The 19934-nt window shown below is 51.0% G+C and carries 21 protein-coding genes and 1 riboswitch; of the genes, 9 read left to right on the top strand and 12 right to left on the bottom strand.

Annotated elements, in window-relative coordinates:
- Positions 1-63 precede the first annotated feature (63 nt).
- Positions 64-381: a PTS lactose/cellobiose transporter subunit IIA gene (locus tag OH773_RS20355; protein WP_270141415.1), complete on the bottom strand. Its 318-nt coding sequence runs from the start codon at positions 379-381 to the stop codon at positions 64-66.
- A 3-nt stretch (positions 382-384) separates the two neighbouring features.
- On the bottom strand, positions 385-693 hold the full coding sequence (locus OH773_RS20350) for a PTS sugar transporter subunit IIB (RefSeq protein ID WP_034492306.1): 309 nt from the start codon (positions 691-693) through the stop codon (positions 385-387).
- Between the two features lie 311 nt (positions 694-1004).
- Here OH773_RS20350 and OH773_RS20345 point away from each other — a divergent pair, with 311 nt between their 5' ends.
- Both OH773_RS20345 and OH773_RS20340 read left to right on the top strand, forming a co-directional pair.
- Positions 1005-2360: a PTS sugar transporter subunit IIC gene (locus OH773_RS20345; protein WP_270141412.1), complete on the top strand. Its 1356-nt coding sequence runs from the start codon at positions 1005-1007 to the stop codon at positions 2358-2360.
- A complete protein-coding gene (locus OH773_RS20340) occupies positions 2350-3663 on the top strand; it encodes a 6-phospho-beta-glucosidase (protein WP_270141409.1) in 1314 nt (437 codons plus the stop codon). Before OH773_RS20345 ends, OH773_RS20340 begins: the two co-directional genes overlap by 11 nt.
- Here OH773_RS20340 and OH773_RS20335 read toward each other — a convergent pair.
- A complete protein-coding gene (locus OH773_RS20335; protein WP_270141407.1) occupies positions 3653-4384 on the bottom strand; it encodes a GntR family transcriptional regulator in 732 nt (243 codons plus the stop codon). The genes OH773_RS20340 and OH773_RS20335 overlap by 11 nt on opposite strands.
- A gap of 103 nt (positions 4385-4487) precedes the next feature.
- On the opposite strand from OH773_RS20335, the gene OH773_RS20330 reads away from it, so the two are divergent.
- Entirely contained in the window at positions 4488-5636 is a 1149-nt protein-coding gene (locus OH773_RS20330; RefSeq protein ID WP_270141405.1) for an SIS domain-containing protein, read from the top strand.
- 76 nt (positions 5637-5712) lie between these two features.
- On the opposite strand, the gene thiH is transcribed toward OH773_RS20330, so the two are convergent.
- From thiH to rsd, 7 genes are all read right to left on the bottom strand, one after another.
- Positions 5713-6834 carry a 2-iminoacetate synthase ThiH gene (gene thiH, locus OH773_RS20325; protein ID WP_270141403.1) on the bottom strand — a complete coding sequence of 374 codons (1122 nt, stop codon included), beginning with the start codon at positions 6832-6834 and terminating at the stop codon, positions 5713-5715.
- Positions 6834-7613, bottom strand: a complete 780-nt coding sequence (gene thiG, locus OH773_RS20320; protein ID WP_270141401.1) for a thiazole synthase — start codon at positions 7611-7613, stop codon at positions 6834-6836. Before thiG ends, thiH begins: the two co-directional genes overlap by 1 nt.
- 1 nt (position 7614) lies before the next feature.
- Entirely contained in the window at positions 7615-7815 is a 201-nt protein-coding gene (thiS, locus tag OH773_RS20315; RefSeq protein WP_270141399.1) for a sulfur carrier protein ThiS, read from the bottom strand.
- Entirely contained in the window at positions 7799-8554 is a 756-nt protein-coding gene (locus tag OH773_RS20310) for a HesA/MoeB/ThiF family protein (protein WP_270141397.1), read from the bottom strand. The genes thiS and OH773_RS20310 overlap by 17 nt, the downstream gene beginning before the upstream one ends.
- Complete coding sequence (gene thiE / locus OH773_RS20305) at positions 8547-9182, bottom strand: thiamine phosphate synthase (RefSeq protein WP_270145986.1); 636 nt, start codon at positions 9180-9182, stop codon at positions 8547-8549. The genes OH773_RS20310 and thiE overlap by 8 nt, the downstream gene beginning before the upstream one ends.
- The gene (thiC, locus tag OH773_RS20300) at positions 9182-11083 is read right to left on the bottom strand and encodes a phosphomethylpyrimidine synthase ThiC (protein WP_270141394.1); all 1902 of its coding nucleotides are present in this window, start codon (positions 11081-11083) and stop codon (positions 9182-9184) included. Before thiC ends, thiE begins: the two co-directional genes overlap by 1 nt.
- An 88-nt stretch (positions 11084-11171) precedes the next feature.
- Positions 11172-11293: riboswitch (TPP riboswitch) on the bottom strand.
- 51 nt (positions 11294-11344) lie between these two features.
- Positions 11345-11848, bottom strand: coding sequence for a sigma D regulator (gene rsd / locus OH773_RS20295; protein WP_270141392.1), 504 nt, complete (start codon positions 11846-11848; stop codon positions 11345-11347).
- 221 nt (positions 11849-12069) lie between these two features.
- Here rsd and nudC point away from each other — a divergent pair, with 221 nt between their 5' ends.
- The 6 genes from nudC to OH773_RS20265 all read left to right on the top strand — a co-directional run bounded on the left by nudC (position 12070) and on the right by OH773_RS20265 (position 16435).
- Complete coding sequence (gene nudC, locus OH773_RS20290; protein ID WP_270141390.1) at positions 12070-12843, top strand: NAD(+) diphosphatase; 774 nt, start codon at positions 12070-12072, stop codon at positions 12841-12843.
- 34 nt (positions 12844-12877) lie between these two features.
- Positions 12878-13942 (top strand): uroporphyrinogen decarboxylase, encoded by a 1065-nt coding sequence (gene hemE, locus OH773_RS20285; RefSeq protein WP_270141388.1) that lies wholly within the window; start codon positions 12878-12880, stop codon positions 13940-13942.
- A 15-nt stretch (positions 13943-13957) separates the two neighbouring features.
- Entirely contained in the window at positions 13958-14629 is a 672-nt protein-coding gene (gene nfi / locus OH773_RS20280) for a deoxyribonuclease V (protein ID WP_270141386.1), read from the top strand.
- A 43-nt stretch (positions 14630-14672) separates the two neighbouring features.
- Positions 14673-15263, top strand: coding sequence for a YjaG family protein (locus OH773_RS20275; RefSeq protein WP_270141381.1), 591 nt, complete (start codon positions 14673-14675; stop codon positions 15261-15263).
- A gap of 186 nt (positions 15264-15449) precedes the next feature.
- On the top strand, positions 15450-15722 hold the full coding sequence (hupA, locus tag OH773_RS20270) for a nucleoid-associated protein HU-alpha (protein ID WP_032615913.1): 273 nt from the start codon (positions 15450-15452) through the stop codon (positions 15720-15722).
- A 14-nt stretch (positions 15723-15736) separates the two neighbouring features.
- Positions 15737-16435 (top strand): DUF1481 domain-containing protein, encoded by a 699-nt coding sequence (locus tag OH773_RS20265; RefSeq protein ID WP_270141377.1) that lies wholly within the window; start codon positions 15737-15739, stop codon positions 16433-16435.
- A 45-nt stretch (positions 16436-16480) separates the two neighbouring features.
- Here the strand turns inward: OH773_RS20265 and purD are convergent, their stop codons facing one another.
- Entirely contained in the window at positions 16481-17773 is a 1293-nt protein-coding gene (gene purD, locus OH773_RS20260; protein ID WP_270141376.1) for a phosphoribosylamine--glycine ligase, read from the bottom strand.
- Between the two features lie 17 nt (positions 17774-17790).
- Positions 17791-19380: a bifunctional phosphoribosylaminoimidazolecarboxamide formyltransferase/IMP cyclohydrolase gene (gene purH, locus OH773_RS20255; RefSeq protein WP_270141375.1), complete on the bottom strand. Its 1590-nt coding sequence runs from the start codon at positions 19378-19380 to the stop codon at positions 17791-17793.
- Positions 19381-19934 lie beyond the last annotated feature (554 nt).

Genomic DNA, 19934 nt, shown 5'->3' with positions numbered 1-19934 from the left:
TCGCTAAAAACAAAAACCGCTCGAAAGAGCGGTTTTTTTTCGCCTGAACCTTAATGAAAGACGTTAGTTAACCAAGGGGATACGGCGATACAATTCAATCATATCTTCGGCTAAATCCTGAATCACCATCGCATTCATCAGGTGATCCTGCGAATGCACGGTAATCAAGTTGACTGGAAGTTTACCGGTGCCTTCATCTAACCCGATAAGCTGGGTCTGAATTTTGTGCGCATGTTTCACAAACTCACGAGATTCTTCCATCGCTTGTTCAGCCGCTGCGAAATCACCTTTACGCGCCATTTGCAGTGCTGTCAGTGCCTGGCTACGTGCGCTACCCGCATTGACCAACAATTCCATGATAATCGTTTCTAAATCTTCCACGTTTTACGACTCCATCATTTTCAAAGCTTTATCCAGAACGACATCACCTTTCATCATGCCGTAATCCATCATATCGATGACGGCAACGGTTTTACCCATCGGCTCTGCGATAGCCTGAAGTTTGGCGTGTTCATATTTAACTTGTGGGCCTAACAGCACAATATCGGCGGTGTCGATATTGTCTTTGAATTCGGCAACCGGCACTGCCTTGATAGAGACTTCAATACCTTTCTTCTGAGCGGCGTCCTTCATGCGTTGGACCAAAATGCTAGTCGACATACCCGCTGCACAACACAAAACGATATTCTTCATAGATCTGCTCTCAGTGTCCGTTCGATATACAGATAATTATCCGTGACGCCTCAGTACAACAACCGCTTTGCGATGAATGTGCGTGAGCTATCACAAAAGAAACTCAGATAAGCTGAAACCGGTTACATTTTCCGTTTCCAGGATGGCGATTGTCACAAACGTTAGTCACTGCTGTTTGTGTCGATGGTCACATAAAACACTTAATCCCCTCAAACCGCTTTACCGTCCATTGACAGAAAATACAGAAGTACATAGGCTCTAACGAGTGGTATATACCACTAAAACTAAAAACCAGCACAGTGAGCCACAACATGAATAATTTCACTGCATTTATGGAAAGAAAAATATTGCCTCTGGCAATGAAGATCGAAGGGAATGATTATCTCTCAGCCATCAAAGATGGCTTCATTCGGATTATGCCGTTTCTGATTATCGGCTCTTTCTTTTTGCTGGTCGCCAATTTACCTATTCCGGGCTATAGCGAATTTATTATTCGACATTTTGGTGAGAAGTTTATTAGCCAGCTGAATTATGTGCTGGATGCAACTTATTCCGTAATGGCATTGCTGGTGGTGATTAGCACGAGTATTAGCCTGGCAAAACGCTGGAAGCTTAATGAAATATCTTGTGCGTTAATTTCTCTGGTAAGTTTTTTGATCGTGACACCTTACAAATTACCCCAGGAAAACGGTGCCGTAATCAGTGATGTTATCCCGACCTTTGCATTGGGTGCGCAGGGGTTATTTCTGGCACTGATTATTACGGTTACTTCTGTGCGCCTGTATCGTTTGTTTAATCACCCACGCTTGACGATTTCGATGCCTGACAGTGTTCCACCTGCGGTGGCGAACAGTTTTAGCTCGCTGATCCCGTCGTTTCTGATCGTGCTGCTATTCTGGCTGGCTCGTATGTTGTTTGAGGTCACCCCGTTTGGCACGGCGCAGGAGATGATCTTTAAAGTGCTGCAAGCCCCGATGATGCAGCTGGGGAACACCTTGCCATCGCAAATGGTGGCGGAGTTCTTTGTCAGCTTCTTCTGGTTTTTTGGTTTGCACGGCGACTCGATTGTCACGGCCATTATGGGGCCAATATGGCGTTCATTGACGCTTGAGAACATGCAGGCAATGAAGCAGGGATTGCCACCAGTCAACATTATTACTCAGCAATTCCGCGATGTATTTTTGATTTGCGGTGGCACCGGGTTCACCCTCGCCATGCTGCTGGTCATGTTGTTCCGCGCCAAAAGCAAGCGCATGCGGGAAATTGCTAAACTCGCCTCGCCAGCCGCTATTTTTAATATTAACGAGCCAATTATATTCGGCGTTCCTATTGCTCTGAATCCACTGTTATTTATTCCTTTTATCATCGTTCCGGTGGTGCTGTGCGTAATAACTTATAGCGCGATGGCTTTTGGTTGGCTGCCCTTGACATCTGGTCTAGAAATTCCGTGGACGACGCCAATATTTATTAGCGGTTTTTTAATCTGTGGTTGGAAAGGCATGCTTTTCCAGGCCATTAACCTCGCCGTTGCCATGACCATTTATTATCCGTTCGTGATGACGCTGGATAAACAATATCTGCGTGATGAAAACGAGCAGGAAGAAAATATCGTTAATCAGGATGAGGTTGTCCTGGAATATAAAGAAGGATTACGCAATGAATCGTAAATTAAAAATAGTCACCATTGGCGGCGGCAGCTCTTATACGCCGGAGATTATCGAAGGTTTTATTCAGCGTTATGCTGAAATGCCGATTAGCGAAATCTGGCTGGTGGATGTTGAAGCAGGGCGCGAAAAGCTCGAAATCGTCGGTAGTCTGGCCAAGCGCATGGTTGAGGCGGCAGGCATTGATTGCCAGGTTCACCTGACCCTCGACCGGCGTGAAGCGTTGAAAGATGCTGATTTTGTGACGACTCAATTGCGTGTCGGGCAATTGGATGCGCGTATCAAAGACGAACGAATCCCTCTTTCTCATGGCTTAATCGGCCAGGAAACCAATGGTGCAGGCGGCCTCGCGAAAGCACTGCGCACCATCCCGGTCATTCTGGATATATGCCGCGACATGGAAGAGTTATGCCCGGATGCGTGGCTGATTAACTTCACCAATCCAAGCGGTATCGTTACTGAAGCGGTTCTAAAACACAGCACAATAAAATGCGTTGGGTTGTGTAACCTTTCCCAGTCAATGCAGCGCATGGTGGCTGAAATCCTCGGCGTGGATAAATCCCGTTTCCTGCTCCAACTTGTCGGGCTGAACCATTTCCTTTATGGCACCCATGTTTACATGGACGGTAAAGACGTGATGCCAGATGTGCTGCGCAATCTTAAATATGACAGCGCCCATAAACCCAAAAATATCCCGGATATTCCGTGGCTCCAGGAACAAGTCCAGCATCTCGGCGTCATCCCTTGCCCGTATCATCAGTATTACTACGCCACAAGCGATGTTCTGGAAAAACAGCTTCATGAGTTCGAGGAGCATGGAACGCGTGGGGAAGTGGTGCAGGCGGTTGAGCATGAGCTATTTGAGCTCTACAAAAACCCGCAATTGCATGAAAAACCGAAGCAACTTGAACAGCGAGGCGGCGCGTATTACTCCGAAGCGGCTTGTGAGCTGATTAGCGCCATTTATAACGACAAGAACTTGCTGATGACGGTGAATGTGCGTAACAACGGCGCGATTCGCTCATTGCCGGATAATGTGGCTATCGAAACCACCTGCGTGATTGGGCGATACGGTGCGATCCCTCTGAATAACGATCCGTTACCGGCCACGGTTTCCGGCCTGGTTTCACTGATGAAGTCGTGGGAAGAAATGGCTGTGGAAGCCGCAGTGACGGGGGATTACGGCGCGGCTTTGCAGGCGTTAACGCTGAACCCGCTGGTGCCTTCGGGCAAAGTGGCAAAACTGGTGCTCGACGAGTTACTCGAAGCCCATCGCGAATATTTACCGCAATTCTTTAAGGAATAAGGATTTTTCGGCTGCGCATTCTAAACAGGTCGCCACGGTTGTAGCTCCACGAGTAGTTAAAGACCGTGCCGTCCTCAAGCCAGGTGCTTTCTTTGATATGCAGCATGGGTGAATTTACCGGAATGTCGAGCAGTGCCGCCATCTCATCATCAAACAGGCTGGCACCCACAACGGAGTCTGTACCGCCGATTTTTTGCTGGCACTTCTCTTCGATAAACGCATACAGGGAATGGTTTTGCAGCACGTCGTCGTCAATGGAATCGACAATCGCTAAGGGAATGTAACTGTCTTCAACTAATACCGGCGTACCGTTAAACAGGCGAACGCGGCGGATGGCATGAACAGGTTCGCTGGCGAGAACGCCAAACTGGTTTGCCAGGTAATCACCGGCAGGTTGCTGAACATGGTAAATCAGGCGGCTGGTAATCGTCACTTTGTTGCTCAGTTCTTTGGTGACACCCAGCGCGCTGCTCTCGCCATCAGGGTTGAGAAGATAAACCGGTGGCGCAAAGGTGCGGTTTACATAGGTGCCTTTGCCGATCACTTTTTTAACCAAGCCTTCTTGCTCCATTTGAGCGATGGCTTTTTGCACCGTAGCACGCGTGACCTGATAGGTTTCTGCCAGCTCACGCTCAGATGGGATCAGGGAGCCAACCGGGTATTTTTGGTTCTGAATTTCGCGCTTCAATGTATCGCGAATAAGGATGTATACCGGTTTCATGGTTCCCTCGATCGGGTTGTTAATGAATTTAAAAATGCGCGAGTCGGCATGCTAAAGCACTTTTCCGGCGCGGCGCAAGTTCCATAACAGGTGGAAAATAAACATGTTAAATCATAATCAAGCGTACTGGCAGCAAAAGGGAGCCCGTTTAACCGTTGAAGCGATTGTGGCTCAACCACGCCTGTGGCAAGAAGGCTTTGAAAGCATAAAAGCGCGCCAGCCTGAGATTGACGCGTTCTGGAGCAAAAGCGATTCCCACACGCGCATTGTCATCACTGGCGCGGGTTCCTCTTTGTTAGCCGCGCAAGCGAGCGTTAACTGGTTACGCAGCGTGGTGCCAAACTCGATTGACGTTATACCGGCAACGGACCTGGTCCTTGCACCTGATAACATTCCAGAAAACTGTGTACTGGTTTCTGTTAGTAGTTCAGGTAATACACCGGAAACCGTAAAAGTCGTGGAGCGTGCTCTTGCGGCTTACCCGAAGATGCGCCATCTGGCGGTAACTAACAACGCCAACAGCCGTCTTGTACAACTCGCCCAACAGCATGCCGAAGGGTTGTTTATCCCGGTGCCAGAAGGCACTTCAAATGGCAGTTTTGCCGCCACATCCGAATTTACTGTTCCGCTGTGGTATCTGATGTTGCTGGTGGCTCCTGCGGGTTGGGCAGAAGCCGAAAAAGTGTTGCCGATTTTACAGCGTGGCATGCACCACTTTTTGACTCACTATGCGGCGGATATTGAACAGTGGGCGGCGCAATTACGTAATAACGTTGTCGCTGTCGGCTCGTTATCGCTAAAAGCCATTGCCTGTGAAACCAGCCTCAAATTGCTGGAGATGGGCAACGGCAATGTGATGACGGCCTGGCATTCCATGCTGGAGTTCCGCCACGGCCCGAAACTGATCATCAATCGTGATGCGACCAACATTGGCTATCTCGCTGCTCGCCCGGAAATCCACCGTTATGACAGCGATATGATGACGGAGCTGACGCGTGAGCGCAGCCCAGCGGCACAGGTTATCGCTATCGGTCATGATGTGTTGCCAGCCGGAAGCAAACCGGGGGATCGCTATTTCCATTTTGCTGCTCCTGAACTGGTGGATTACCACGAATCCTGGGCTGCGTTAATTTATGTGGTGTTCGCGCAACTGGCCGGGCTTTATAGCGCGATTGAATTAGGCGTGACACCGGACACGCCTTCTAGTGATGGCAAAGTGGCTAAGGTCGCCAAAGTGACCGTATACCCTTAATACTTCAAGTTACATGTGCGTTGGCAGCCTGCCTGTCACTCGAATTATTTTGGGTATAAAAGAGGATGGGGCGGTGTTACCGCCCCAAAAAACTGTCCCAATCCTTCCAGACCGGCTGCAAACCTGAACGTGTTAGAGCAGCGGCGACCTCAGTCGGTGTACGCCCGTCGTGCGGTGCAAACTGCTCAAGCTCTGGATGATTATCGGCATAGCCTCCCGGCTGAGTTTTGGAAAAGGCGCTGACGTTATTAATCGCGAGCGGAATCATATGATCCCGGAACCAGGGGGATTCGCGCGTAGAAAGCGAAAGTTCTACGTCTGGCGACAGTAGACGAAAGGCACATATCACCTGCACCAGTTGGCTTTCCGTCATGATTGATGCCGGTTCTACACCGCCCGTACAGGGACGTAAACGCGGAAACGAAATCGAATAACGGCTTTGCCAATAGTTCTGTTGCAGCCACAGCAAATGCTCCGCCACCATAAAACAGTCAGTACGCCAGCTATCCGATAAACCAATCAACGCGCCAAGGCCGATTTTGTCTATCCCCGCGCGGCCTAGTCTGTCTGGTGTTTCCAGACGCCAGAAGAAATCTTGCTTGTTACCGCGCAAATGATGCTGCGCGTAAACCGCCTGATGATAGGTTTCCTGATAAACCATCACGCCATCCAGCCCCAGCGTTTTGAGCTCGGCATATTCCTGTTCATTCAGCGGCTGCACTTCCATTTGCAGCGAGCTGAACTGGCGGCGAATGGCGGGGAGGTGTTGACGGAAATAATCCATGCCCACTTTGGTCTGGTGTTCGCCGGTCACCAACAGCAAATGCTCAAAACCGAGTTTGCGAATTGCCTCGCACTCTCGTTCAATTTCTTGTTCATCCAGTGTTTTACGTTTGAGCTTGTTACTCATCGAAAAACCACAGTATGTACAATCATTAGCGCAGAGGTTGGAGAGATACAACGGCACGTAAAAACTCACTGTGTTGCCAAAACGCTGGCGAGTTAATTGCTGCGCCTGCTGTGCGAGAGGTTCAAGATACTGGCTGGCAGCCGGAGAAAGCAGCGCCATAAGATGGTCGCGGGTGATTTTGCGGGCGCTCAATGCACGCTCTACATCAAGGGCTGTTTTGCTGTTGATGCGTAAAGTGATGTCATCCCAGTCGAGTTCACGCCAGCGATCAGTAAAGGTTCCGCCCATTACGTCCCCTCCTGGCTGAATTGCAGGAACTGCGTCAATGGGCTAGAAGCCTGCGCCTGCTGGTGGCGAGTTCCCAATCCGGACTGTGCGGCTATCGAACCTGCTTCAACGGCAAGTCGGAAAGCATGCGCCATCTGCACGGGATCTCGCGCTACAGCAATCGCGGTATTCACCAGTACAGCCGATGCCCCCATTTCCAGCGCATCGGCGGCGTGGCTAGGCGCACCGATACCCGCATCAACCACCACCGGCACCTGAGCCTGCTCAATAATAATTTCCAAAAATGCGCGGGTTTGTAAGCCCTGATTAGACCCAATCGGTGCGCCAAGTGGCATGACTGCCGCGCATCCTGTTTCCTCAAGCCGCTTGCACAAAACCGGATCGGCACCGCAATAAGGCAAAACAACAAAGCCTAATTTGACGAGTTTCTCGGCCGCTTTCAGTGTTTCAATCGGATCAGGTAAGAGATAGCGAGCATCTGGGTGAATTTCCAGTTTTACCCAGTGAGTGCCTAGCGCTTCACGTGCGAGTTGTGCAGCAAAAATCGCCTCCTCAGCATTTTTCGCTCCAGAAGTGTTTGGTAGCAGTTGCACGCCAGCCTCGAGCAGAGGAGTGAGAATCGCATCGTTATGATTACGCAAATCGACGCGTTTCATCGCCATGGTCACTAATTGCGAACCCGAGGCGCGGATGGCTTCGACCATGGCCTGCGGTGAGGAGAACTTACCGGTGCCAGTGAACAGGCGCGAAGAGAAAGTTTTATCTGCAATCTTGAGCATGTTAACCCCCGGCAATGGCCTGAAAAAGCAAGATTTGGTCGCCATCATTCAATAAATGAGTCTCCCATTGCTCGCGTGGGACAATCGTCTGATTGATAGCCAGAGCTATTCCAGGTTTTAGTACACGCAATTGTTCCAGAAGCTTTTCCAGTGTCAGGTTGCCCGCGCACTGCATCGGTTCATCATTAAAATGAATGCGCATCGTGCCCTCCGCATACCGGGCATTCTTTAGCTTTCTGCATGGTGAGCTTGCGCCAACTGTGTTGGCGAGCATCAAACAGACGTAAAGACCCCGTGGCTGGAACGATACCCGTGAGCAATTTAATCGCCTCAAGTGCCTGCAATGTTCCCATCACGCCGACCACGGGACCGATAATCCCTGCGGTTCGGCAGTTACGTTCTGGTTCATGTTCATCCGGCCAGACACAGCGATAACACCCATTTTCCCATGGGGGTGTGAGAACCATAAGCTGCCCGCCAAATCCTACCGCGCTGGCGGAAATCAGCGGTTTGCTCTGTTCGACGCAGGCGGCGTTGACTGCGTGGCGCGTCGCCATATTGTCGCTACAATCGAGAACCAAATCGACGCCGCGCACTGCCTGAATCAGCAAATTTCCTTCAAGACGTTCACTGATAATGTGCAGATCGATATCAGGATTGAGTTGCTGAAGATGGCGCTGGGCGACTCGAGATTTAGGCTGATCGAGATCGTTTGAAGTAAACAAAATCTGGCGTTGTAAGTTACTGATATGCACCGTGTCATCGTCGGCAAGAATCAGTGTGCCAACGCCCGCCGCCGCCAGGTATAAAGCGGCAGGGGAGCCCAGCCCACCGAGCCCAACAATAAGAACTTTGCTGGCGAGCAGCTTTTGCTGCCCTTCAACAGCCACGTCCTCAAGTAAAAGCTGACGGCTGTAACGCATGAAATCCGCATCATTCATCGCCAGCCCCCACCAGTGACAGTAATTGTGCGGTGGCGGCTTGCCAGTCTGGAGCCTGAGTAATCGCGCTCACCACGGCAACACTTCCTACGCCCGTTGCGAGCACTGAAGGAACGCGTTCAATGCTAATCCCGCCAATGGCTACGGTAGGGTAATCACCCAGCGTTTTGATGTGTTTTGCAAGTTGCGTAATCCCTTGCGGAGATGAAGGCATCTGCTTGGTATTGGTGGGGAAAACATGACCCAGCGCGATGTAAGAAGGGCGCGCCTCGAGGGCTCGGTCCATTTCCATGTTGTCATGAGTGGAGATTCCGAGGCGCAAACCCGCATCGCGAATAGCATCAAGATTTGCGACATCCATATCTTCCTGGCCCAGATGCACGCCGTAAGCGCGGTGTTTTATCGCCAACTTCCAGTAATCATTGATAAACAGACGAGCTTCGTATTGTTGGCCCAGCTTGATGGCGGCAACAATGTCGGCCTCTACGTCTTCGTCATGCTTATCTTTGATGCGCAGTTGAATAGTACGCACGCCAGCTTCCAGTAAACGGGCAATCCATTCCACGCTATCCACCACCGGATACAGACCCAGACGCCGGGGAACGAGGGGAAATGCAGGGTGTTTCATCACACTTCCTCCTGACGCAGGTAAATTTCGCCACCTTTTGCCCGGAAGGTTTGCGACATATCCTCCAGTCCGACTTCAATGGCTTGTTTGGCTGCGAAATCGCGGACTTCCTGGGAGATTTTCATTGAGCAGAATTTTGGCCCGCACATCGAACAGAAATGCGCGACTTTTCCGGATTCCTGCGGCAGCGTTTCATCGTGATAGGCTCGCGCGGTAAACGGGTCGAGCGCCAGATTAAACTGGTCTTCCCAACGGAATTCGAAGCGTGCTTTTGACATGGCGTTATCGCGGATTTGCGCGCCAGGGTGGCCTTTTGCCAGGTCTGCGGCGTGTGCCGCAATTTTGTAGGTTATTAGCCCCTGTTTAACATCTTCTTTGTTTGGCAGGCCGAGATGCTCTTTTGGCGTGACGTAACACAGCATCGCGCAGCCAAACCAGCCGATCATCGCTGCGCCAATACCTGATGTGAAGTGGTCGTAACCCGGTGCGATATCGGTCGTCAGCGGGCCGAGCGTATAGAACGGCGCTTCGTGGCAATGTTCCAGTTCTTCGGTCATGTTGCGGCGAATCATCTGCATCGGCACATGCCCGGGGCCTTCAATCATCACCTGGACGTCATATTCCCAGGCAATTTTGGTCAGTTCGCCGAGAGTGTGTAGCTCCGAGAATTGGGCTTCATCGTTGGCATCTTGAATGGAACCCGGGCGCAGGCCATCGCCTAAAGAGAGCGAAACGTCATAAGCGGCGCAGATTTCGCAGATCTCACGGAAATGTTCGTACAGGAAGTTTTCCTGATGATGTGACAAACACCATTTCGCCATAATCGAGCCGCCGCGTGAGACAATCCCGGTGAGGCGTTTGGCTGTCATCGGCACATAGCGCAGCAGCACGCCAGCGTGAATAGTGAAGTAATCGACACCTTGCTCGGCTTGTTCCAGCAATGTGTCGCGGAACATTTCCCAGGTGAGGTTTTCGGCGATACCGCTGACTTTTTCCAGTGCCTGGTAAATAGGTACTGTGCCAATCGGCACCGGGCTGTTACGCAGAATCCATTCGCGGGTTTCGTGGATATAGCGTCCAGTGGACAAGTCCATTACGGTATCTGCACCCCAACGCGTGGACCACACCAGTTTTTCTACTTCTTCTTCGATGGAAGAGGTGACCGCCGAATTACCGATATTGGCGTTCACTTTGACCAGGAAATTACGCCCGATAATCATCGGTTCGGATTCCGGGTGATTAATGTTGGCGGGGATAATTGCGCGTCCCGCCGTAACTTCGTCGCGCACAAATTCTGGTGTGATATTTTCAGGAAGACGAGCGCCAAACCCCTGGCCCGGATGCTGGTGGCGTAAAACCTGGTCGCGGATTCGTTCACGGCCCATATTTTCACGAATTGCGATGAACTCCATTTCCGGCGTCACTATCCCCTTGCGCGCATAGTGCAGTTGCGTGACTGTTTTCCCAGTTTTTGCGCGCTTAGGCGTGAGTTGCGTTTCAAATCGCAATTCGTCCAGACCGTCATCGGCCAGACGCTCTTTGGTATAGGCAGAGCTACGGTCAGTCAGGATTTCGCAATCATCACGCTCAGTAATCCAGTTGGCTCGAAGAGGATCAAGCCCGCGCAGTACGTCAATGATGATAGCCGGATCGCCATATGCGCCAGATGTGTCATAAACGGGGATGGCGTCGTTAGGCGTAAATTGTGGGTTTTCTTTACTGCCGCCGGTTGCGGTCGGGCTTAATTGAATTTCGCGCATGGGCACGCGGATATCATCGCGAGAGCCAGTGAGATAAATACGCTGAGAGTTGGGGAAAGCCGTGCCTTCCAGGGTATTGATAAAATGTTGGGCTGCGGCGCGCTGCTCGCGGCGGTTGAGTTTTTTTTCAGTGGTAGACATAGCTCATTCCAGTAATTATCAGGAAGTGGCTTGTCAGAACAACGGAGGAGTAATGAATGTGGACCGCCCGCGCACGGGTGAACCCAAAAGCAGAATTACTCTTGTTCCCTTCGCAGGTATTAGCCTGATCAGGTTCCGCGGATCCCGAATTAACGGTCTCAGCCGGTGCTTTACCATAACAGTAAGCACTCGGCACTCCGACAAGAAGAAACCCGTATTGCTACGGGTCGGGTTGTAAACTACTCGTTAACAGGGCAGAACTCAAGCCGGGCGTGCAAGACCGCGGGTATTGTTAGCACTGTCATCTAAATCGTGGTCGTACGCCAATTGAATGAGTTTATCTTCCAGCGAAAAACGTGATTCCAGTGCTTCGCCGATGCCGGACAAGGCTTTCTGGAACTCAATGTAGTTATCGTCATCGATAGCGCTTTCAAGATGCGTATCGTAGAAATCCATGATTTGCTGGGTATTGGCTTCAAGCTGTGGGTAAAGATGGGTGGCAGCAAAAAGTGGGCTGTTGCCTTCCATTTCGCTGATAATACGTTCATAAATATTAAAATGGCCGGCAGACAGATAATCCACCAAGTTGTGGCAAAAATTATCCAGAGCCTTTTCATTGAGCGCGGTATGGGAATCCTTGTTAGGCTTGATCCCAACCATATTGTAATAAGCCACCAATAAATGTTTGCGGGCATGAAGCCATTGGTCGATTAACTCATTACTACCACCAACGCGCTCAGTCAGATTCTCTAACTGGTTAAGCATGATTGACTCCGTGAGTTATTTACTCGTCATATTTCAAGTTGCAGGGGTGTTGGCTGCACTCACTTACCCGAATCACTTACTCAAGTAAGCTCATCGGGATGCGTTCATTTGCCGCCTACCTGCAACTCGAACTATTTAGAGTGAAAGATGTAACGCAAACGTACCCAAAATTGTTACGACCATTTGTTTATACCAGCGAACTCGGGGATGTGCACCAGGTTATGGAACGTGTAATTCAAAAGTTAGATCAGGGCTGGTTTATCGTCAGTCATGAACAAAAATTGTGGTTGCCAAAAGGTGAGCTCCCTCACGGAGTGGCACAAAATTTTCAGCTCGATGGCGCTGTTGGGATGCCCATCGGTGAGTGGGAAAATGAACCTGTATGGCTTGTGCGACAAAATCGCCGGACGGATATGGGATCGGTGCGTCAGGTTATCGATCAGGATGTGGGATTATTCCAGCTGGCGGGTCGCGGTGTGCAATTAGCGGAATTCTACCGCTCGCATAAATTCTGTGGCTACTGTGGGCATGAAATGCACGTCAGCAAAACGGAATGGGCCATGTTATGTAGCCACTGCCGTGAACGTTACTATCCGCAAATCTCGCCGTGCATCATTGTGGCCATTCGCCGTGACGACCATATCCTGCTTGCCCAACATACGCGTCATCGCAATGGGATTTACACCGTGCTGGCGGGGTTTGTCGAAGTCGGGGAAACCCTCGAACAAGCCGTGGCGAGGGAAGTCATGGAAGAAAGCAGTATTCGCGTGAAGAACTTACGCTACGTCACTTCCCAGCCATGGCCGTTCCCGCAGTCCTTGATGACCGCATTTATGGCGGAATATCATAGCGGTGAGATTGAAATCGACCCGAAAGAGTTACTGGATGCAGGCTGGTATCGCTACGATCAATTGCCGTTATTGCCACCACCGGGTACGGTTGCACGACGCCTGATTGAAGACACCGTCGCCCTGTGTCGCGCGGACTATGAGTGATAAACTCGAGCGATACAGCCAAAGGAAATTAAAAATGACTGAACTCAAGAACGATCGTTACTTGCGGGCGCTTCAACGCCAGCCTGTAGATACCACGCCAGTATGGATGATGAGGCAGGCAGGTCGTTACTTGCCAGAATATAAAGCGACACGTGCGCAGGCCGGCGATTTTATGTCGCTGTGCAAAAATGCGGAACTGGCTTGCGAAGTGACTCTGCAACCGCTGCGTCGTTACGCGCTGGATGCGGCAATCCTCTTTTCCGATATTCTTACGGTTCCAGATGCGATGGGGCTTGGCCTTTATTTTGAAACCGGCGAGGGCCCACGTTTTCGCTCACCTGTAACCTGCCGTGCCGATGTCGAAAAACTGCCTGTTCCTGATCCAGAAGATGAACTGGGTTACGTGATGAATGCGGTGCGTACCATTCGCCGTGAGCTAAAAGGCGAAGTGCCTTTGATTGGTTTTACTGGCAGCCCGTGGACGTTGGCGACGTACATGGTTGAAGGTGGCAGCAGCAAAGCCTTCACCGTTATCAAAAAGATGATGTATGCCGATCCTCAAGCGCTGCATCTTCTGCTCGATAAGCTGGCGCAAAGCGTCACGTTGTACCTGAATGCGCAAATCAAAGCGGGTGCGCAATCGGTGATGATTTTCGATACTTGGGGTGGCGTGCTGACCGGGCGCGATTATCAGCAATTCTCGCTCTACTACATGCATAAAATCATTGATGGCTTACTGCGTGAAAACGAAGGTCGCCGAGTGCCGGTGACGATGTTTACCAAAGGTGGCGGTCAGTGGCTGGAGGCGATGGCTGAAACAGGCTGTGACGCGCTGGGATTAGACTGGACAACCGATATTGCTGATGCTCGCCGTCGTGTCGGTCATAAAGTTGCGCTACAAGGCAACATGGATCCTTCTATGTTGTATGCGCAACCTGCACGTATCGAAGAGGAAGTAGCAACGATTCTGGCAGGATTTGGTAAAGGCGAAGGCCACGTATTTAACCTTGGCCATGGTATTCACCAGGATGTTCCGCCAGAGCATGCCGGTGCGTTTGTGGAAGCGGTGCATCGTTTGTCAAAACCGTACCACATATAAGATTCAGGAGAGGGAATGGATCTCGCAAACCTACGTGAACAGCAGATCGAATTGGCTTCGCAGGTCTGTCGTGAGGATCGCTTTGATCACAACCTTCCCCGGTTAATCGCTGGGGCTGACGTTGGTTTTGAGCAGGGCGGTGACGTTACGCGGGCCGCCATCGTATTGCTGACGTATCCTTCCCTCGAAATGGTTGAATATCAGGTGGCGCGTGTCGCCACCACCATGCCTTACATCCCCGGATTCCTCTCCTTCCGTGAATATCCCGCGCTGTTAGCTGCATGGAAATTGCTGTCGCAAAAACCCGATTTGTTGTTTGTGGATGGTCACGGTATTTCACATCCGCGACGTTTGGGGGTTGCCAGCCATTTTGGCTTGCTGGTGGACGTGCCAACGATTGGCGTTGCCAAAAAACGATTGTGTGGGCGATTTGATCCTTTGTCTGAAGAACCCGGCGCATGCCAGTTGCTGATTGATAAAGGTGAACCCCTTGCGTCGGTGCTGCGTAGCAAGCGGCGCTGCAACCCGCTATTTGTCTCTACAGGCCACCGTGTGAGCATGGAGAGCGCATTACTCTGGGTAAATCGTTGTCTGCGTGGCTACCGTTTACCGGAGCCGACTCGCATGGCAGACGCTGTGGCTTCGGGTCGTCCGGCTTTCACGCGGTGGCAAGCAATTCAGGGGTGATTAAGGTAAACTGCCGCTAATATTCCGTCTTTGAGACATCGCTATGTTACAAAACCCAATCCATCTGCGCCTTGAGAAACTGGAAAGCTGGCAGCATGTCACTTTCATGGCTTCTTTATGCGAACGTATGTACCCGAATTACGCCATGTTCTGCCAGCAGACTGAATTTGGTGATCCTCAGCTGTATCGCCGTATTCTCGATTTGATTTGGGAAACATTAACGGTCAAAGATGCGAAAGTTAACTTTGATAGCCAACTTGAGAAATTCGAAGAAGGCATTCCTGTTGCTGACGACTATGATATCTACGGTGTCTACCCGGCTATCGATGCTTGCGTTGCATTAAGCGAATTACTTCATTCCCGTCTTTCAGGGGAAACGCTGGAGCACGCCATTGAAGTCAGCAAGGCATCCATTACGACCGTTGCCATGTTAGAAATGACCCAAGCGGGTCGCGAAATGACCGACGAAGAGCTAAGAGAAAACCCTGCTGTTGAAGAAGAATGGGACATTCAGTGGGAGATTTTCCGTCTGTTAGCTGACTGCGAAGAACGCGACATTGATCTGATCAAAGGTCTCCGTGCGGACTTGCGCGAGGCGGGTAGTAGCAATATTGGTATAATTTTTCAGCAGTAAGACAGCAAAACGTGACTTACAGTCCGAATTGTCACCCCTGAAGGCTTCCAATTAGCCCCCCGTCTGGTCTACATTTGTGGGGCGAAAAATAGTGGCTATCGGTGCGTGTATGCAGGAGAGTGCTTTTTTGGCATTTCCGTCGCACTCGATGCTTAGCAAGCGATAAACACATTGTAAGGATAACTTATGAACAAGACTCAACTGATTGATGTAATTGCTGACAAGGCTGACCTGTCTAAAGTACAGGCTAAAGCTGCTCTGGAATCCACTCTGGCTGCAATTACTGAGTCTCTGAAAGAAGGTGATGCTGTACAACTGGTTGGTTTCGGTACCTTCAAGGTAAACCACCGTGCTGAGCGCACTGGCCGCAACCCACAAACCGGTAATGAAATCAAAATCGCCGCAGCTAACGTGCCGGCATTTGTTTCAGGTAAAGCACTGAAAGACGCTGTTAAGTAATTTAACAAGTGTCAGTGAACAGTTTTAGCAGGGGGGCGTTTTCGCCCCTTTTGTCTGTCTGGCGTCCTCTTGCCGTTCTGACAGGCACATTGCTGATAATGGCATGCAGCAGCAAGCCTCCTATCCCGCCATTTACCGCGAGCGGTTATATTGCCGATCAAGGTGTCGTGCGCATTTGGCGTAAAGACAATAGCGATGACGACAGCATTCACATGCTTACGGCGTTCAGCCCGAGACAGAAGGGTGCAACGACCACAAGTGATTACCGTTGGCAGGGTGAGCAACTCATATCTATTGAAATGACGATTTTGAGTGAACCGTCAGAGCACATAAAAGTGCGTTTTGACGATCACGGCGAACTGAGCTTTATGCAGCGCGAAGTCGACGGTCAAAAACAGCAACTCTCCAATGACCAAATCAATCTGTATCAATATCAGGCGAGCCAGACGAAAGCCACAAGCGAAGCATTGCGCATTGGTCGTGTTGTTTTGCGGCAAGGGCGATGGCACAGCAACGGTACAGTGACGACTTGCGAAGGTGAGACGTTCGAACCCAAACTCGACAGCGTGGCGCTAAGCCATATCGCGAATCGACAACGCCACTCATCGATGGATGTCAGCATTGCCTGGCTGGAAGCGCCGGAAGGTTCACAACTATTACTGGTCGCGAACCAGGACTTCTGTAGCTGGCAACCAAAGCCTGAGACTTTCTAGATAAAAAAACCGCCACGCGGGCGGTCTTTCAGAACACTTCAGGTATTACTTCGCGTTTTCACGCTCAATGGCGCGATAGCCAATGTCTGAGCGGCTAAAACTGCCATCCCAGTGGATATCCTTCATTAGTTTATAAGCACGCTGCTGTGCAAGCGCCACGGTATCGCCTAATGCGGTGACACATAACACGCGCCCGCCGTTAGTCACCACCATATCGTCTTCACGCAGACGGGTTCCAGCGTGGAACACTTTGCCATCCGCCACTTCTTCCAACGGCAGGCCATGAATGACATCACCGTTACGGTAATCCGCAGGATAACCGCCAGCTGCCATCACGACGCCCAGTGACGGACGCTCGTCCCACTTTGAGGTGGTCTCATTCAGCTTACCGTCACACGCGGCGAGACACAGTTCGACCAGGTCAGACTGCAGACGTAACATAATAGGCTGAGTTTCCGGATCACCGAAGCGGCAGTTAAACTCGATAACCTTGGGGTTTCCAAGTTTATCAATCATCAGCCCCGCATACAGGAACCCTGTGTAGGTATTCCCTTCCGCAGCCATGCCACGTACGGTTGGCCAGATAACCAAATCCATCGCGCGCTGATGTACTTCATCAGTGACAACAGGAGCCGGAGAATAAGCGCCCATTCCACCCGTGTTCGGGCCGCTATCGCCATCCCCAACACGTTTATGATCCTGGCTGGTGGCCATTGGCAGCACATTCTCTCCGTCGACCATGACGATGAAGCTGGCTTCTTCGCCATCAAGGAACTCTTCCACCACGATGCGATGACCCGCGTCGCCGAATGCGTTACCCGCCAGCATATCATTCACTGCGGCTTCCGCTTCTTCGAGTGTCATCGCAACAATGACGCCTTTACCGGCGGCCAGGCCATCGGCCTTAATCACAATCGGCGCACCTTTTTCACGGACGTACGCCAGCGCTGGTTCTACCTCGGTGAAGTTTTGGTATTCGGCGGTTGGGATTTTATGGCGAGCCAGGAAATCCTTGGTGAAGGCTTTGGAGCCTTCTAATTGCGCTGCACCCTGAGTTGGGCCAAATATTTTCAGACCAGCCGCACGGAAGGCATCCACGACGCCAATCACCAGCGGAGCTTCTGGCCCAACAATCGTCAGGTCGATCTTCTCATTTTGCGCAAAGCTTAACAGTGCTGGGATATCGGTCGGGCTAATCGCCACGTTCTGCAAAGCCGGTTCCAGAGCTGTGCCGGCATTGCCTGGCGCGACAAATACAGTGCGTACTAATGGTGACTGCGACGCTTTCCAGGCCAGCGCGTGTTCGCGCCCGCCATTACCAATCACTAATACTTTCATCTATAGAGGCTCCAGGATTAATGGCGGAAGTGGCGCATGTCAGTAAAGATCATTGCGATCCCATGTTCGTCAGCGGCGGCGATCACTTCGTCATCACGGATCGAACCGCCAGGCTGGATAACACAACTTACGCCGACTGCTGCTGCTGCATCAATACCATCGCGGAACGGGAAGAACGCATCGGATGCCATTGCAGAGCCTTTCACTTCCAGACCTTCATCGGCGGCTTTAATACCGGCAATCTTGGCAGAGTAAACACGGCTCATTTGACCTGCGCCTATGCCGATAGTCATATTTTCGCGGGCATACACAATCGCATTGGACTTCACGAACTTCGCGACTTTCCAGCAGAACAAAGCATCACGCAGTTCTTGCTCGGAAGGCTGACGCTTGCTGACCACACGCAGGTCGGCGGCAGTCACCATTCCTAAATCACGGTCTTGCACTAACAGGCCACCGTTGACGCGCTTGAAATCCAGGCCCGCAGCGCGTTGCTGCCATTGTCCACACGTCAGTACACGAACATTTTGCTTAGCCGCCGTGATCATCAATGCTTCTTCGCTTGCCGATGGGGCAATAATCACTTCGACAAACTGGCGGGAGATAATGGCCTGCGCAGTCTTGGCATCCAGTTCACGGTTAAACGCGATGATGCCGCCGAATGCTGAAGTCGGATCGGTTTTGTAAGCGCGATCATAAGCATCTAATAAGGAGTCGCTGACAGCCACGCCACAAGGGTTGGCATGCTTCACGATAACGCAGGCAGGTTCGCTAAACTCTTTTACGCATTCCAGTGCCGCATCGGTATCGGCAATGTTGTTATAAGAAAGCGCTTTGCCCTGAACTTGCGTTGCAGTCGCGACGGATGCTTCTTTAATTTCTTCTTCTATATAGAAGGCTGCTTGCTGGTGGCTGTTTTCACCGTAACGCATATCCTGCTTCTTAATGAAGTTCAGGTTGAGCGTACGAGGGAAACGACCGGAAGGTTCGTTGCTCTCACCATGATAGGCAGGAACCAGACTACCGAAGTAGTTGGCGATCATGCTGTCGTAAGCGGCTGTGTGTTCGAATGCCTTAATCGCCAAATCGAAACGCGTCTCGTGAGTAAGAGAACCTTCGTTAGCATCCAGCTCATTAATAATTGCCTGGTAGTCGCTGCTCTTAACCACGATCGCGACATCTTTATGGTTCTTCGCCGCGGAGCGCACCATGGTTGGACCGCCGATATCAATATTCTCTACCGCATCTTCCAGAGAGCAGCCTTCGCGGGCGACTGTCTGTGCAAACGGGTACAGGTTGACGACAACCATATCAATTGGGGAGATTGCGTGTTGTTCCATGATGGCATCATCCTGGCCACGACGACCCAGAATGCCACCGTGGACTTTTGGATGCAGGGTTTTGACGCGTCCATCCATCATCTCCGGGAAACCGGTGTAGTCAGAGACTTCGGTTACCGGTAGGCCAGCATCAGCCAGCAGACGAGCGGTTCCGCCTGTAGAGAGCAGCACTACACCACGTTGGGAAAGTGCCTGGGCGAATTCGACGATACCGGCTTTGTCAGAAACACTGAGCAGAGCGCGGCGTACAGGACGACGTTGTTGCATGGTTTGATCCCTTAGCTTTGGTTCGCATATAGAAGAGCGTTAGCTGAATTTTAGTTATTTCCCCTAAAACTCAGCTAACGCCCCAAAACGGGGCGTCCTTTTAATGCGGGTGCATTGTAGCGAAAACGTTTGCGTCACGCTCGCAAAATTTGGGTCTTCATCACGATTGTGGATAACTTTGTGCACAACTGCGTATAAGGCGGGGTTTTGCTGGGGATTGCAGCAGTCAGTAAAATTAGTGCAAATTTAGGGTTGCAGCCTCAGGATAACTCCCTATAATGCGCCTCCATCGACACGGAACATGTGAACAACATCACAGAGTAACGGCGGCGATGAGAGTCAAATATCCTGAAATTAAGGGTTGACTCTGAAAGAGGAAAGCGTAATATACGCCACCTCGAGTTAGCAAGCGAAAGCGCGTAACTCACTGCTCTTTAACAATTTATCAGACAATCTGTGTGGGCACTCGCAGGATTGATATCTCAGATACCTTCGGGTATCAAAAAAATATCAAGTCTTGAAGAGTGACCAAGCAGTAATTCATTTAGTTGAAT

Source organism: Buttiauxella sp. WJP83 (assembly GCF_027594725.1).
Classification (GTDB): Bacteria; Pseudomonadota; Gammaproteobacteria; order Enterobacterales; family Enterobacteriaceae; genus Buttiauxella; species Buttiauxella selenatireducens.
Note: the sequence above shows the minus strand (reverse complement) of the source record. Positions and strands in the feature narration are given on the sequence as shown.

Coding starts and splice junctions, on each gene's coding strand:
- OH773_RS20350 (WP_034492306.1), bottom strand. CDS start 693: ATGAAGAATATCGTTTTGTGTTGTGCAGCGGGTATGTCGACTAGCATT.
- OH773_RS20345 (WP_270141412.1), top strand. CDS start 1,005: ATGAATAATTTCACTGCATTTATGGAAAGAAAAATATTGCCTCTGGCA.
- OH773_RS20340 (WP_270141409.1), top strand. CDS start 2,350: ATGAATCGTAAATTAAAAATAGTCACCATTGGCGGCGGCAGCTCTTAT.
- OH773_RS20335 (WP_270141407.1), bottom strand. CDS start 4,384: ATGAAACCGGTATACATCCTTATTCGCGATACATTGAAGCGCGAAATT.
- OH773_RS20330 (WP_270141405.1), top strand. CDS start 4,488: ATGTTAAATCATAATCAAGCGTACTGGCAGCAAAAGGGAGCCCGTTTA.
- thiH (WP_270141403.1), bottom strand. CDS start 6,834: ATGGGCGGAACCTTTACTGATCGCTGGCGTGAACTCGACTGGGATGAC.
- thiG (WP_270141401.1), bottom strand. CDS start 7,613: ATGCTCAAGATTGCAGATAAAACTTTCTCTTCGCGCCTGTTCACTGGC.
- thiS (WP_270141399.1), bottom strand. CDS start 7,815: ATGCGCATTCATTTTAATGATGAACCGATGCAGTGCGCGGGCAACCTG.
- OH773_RS20310 (WP_270141397.1), bottom strand. CDS start 8,554: ATGAATGATGCGGATTTCATGCGTTACAGCCGTCAGCTTTTACTTGAG.
- thiE (WP_270145986.1), bottom strand. CDS start 9,182: ATGAAACACCCTGCATTTCCCCTCGTTCCCCGGCGTCTGGGTCTGTAT.
- thiC (WP_270141394.1), bottom strand. CDS start 11,083: ATGTCTACCACTGAAAAAAAACTCAACCGCCGCGAGCAGCGCGCCGCA.
- rsd (WP_270141392.1), bottom strand. CDS start 11,848: ATGCTTAACCAGTTAGAGAATCTGACTGAGCGCGTTGGTGGTAGTAAT.
- nudC (WP_270141390.1), top strand. CDS start 12,070: ATGGAACGTGTAATTCAAAAGTTAGATCAGGGCTGGTTTATCGTCAGT.
- hemE (WP_270141388.1), top strand. CDS start 12,878: ATGACTGAACTCAAGAACGATCGTTACTTGCGGGCGCTTCAACGCCAG.
- nfi (WP_270141386.1), top strand. CDS start 13,958: ATGGATCTCGCAAACCTACGTGAACAGCAGATCGAATTGGCTTCGCAG.
- OH773_RS20275 (WP_270141381.1), top strand. CDS start 14,673: ATGTTACAAAACCCAATCCATCTGCGCCTTGAGAAACTGGAAAGCTGG.
- hupA (WP_032615913.1), top strand. CDS start 15,450: ATGAACAAGACTCAACTGATTGATGTAATTGCTGACAAGGCTGACCTG.
- purD (WP_270141376.1), bottom strand. CDS start 17,773: ATGAAAGTATTAGTGATTGGTAATGGCGGGCGCGAACACGCGCTGGCC.
- purH (WP_270141375.1), bottom strand. CDS start 19,380: ATGCAACAACGTCGTCCTGTACGCCGCGCTCTGCTCAGTGTTTCTGAC.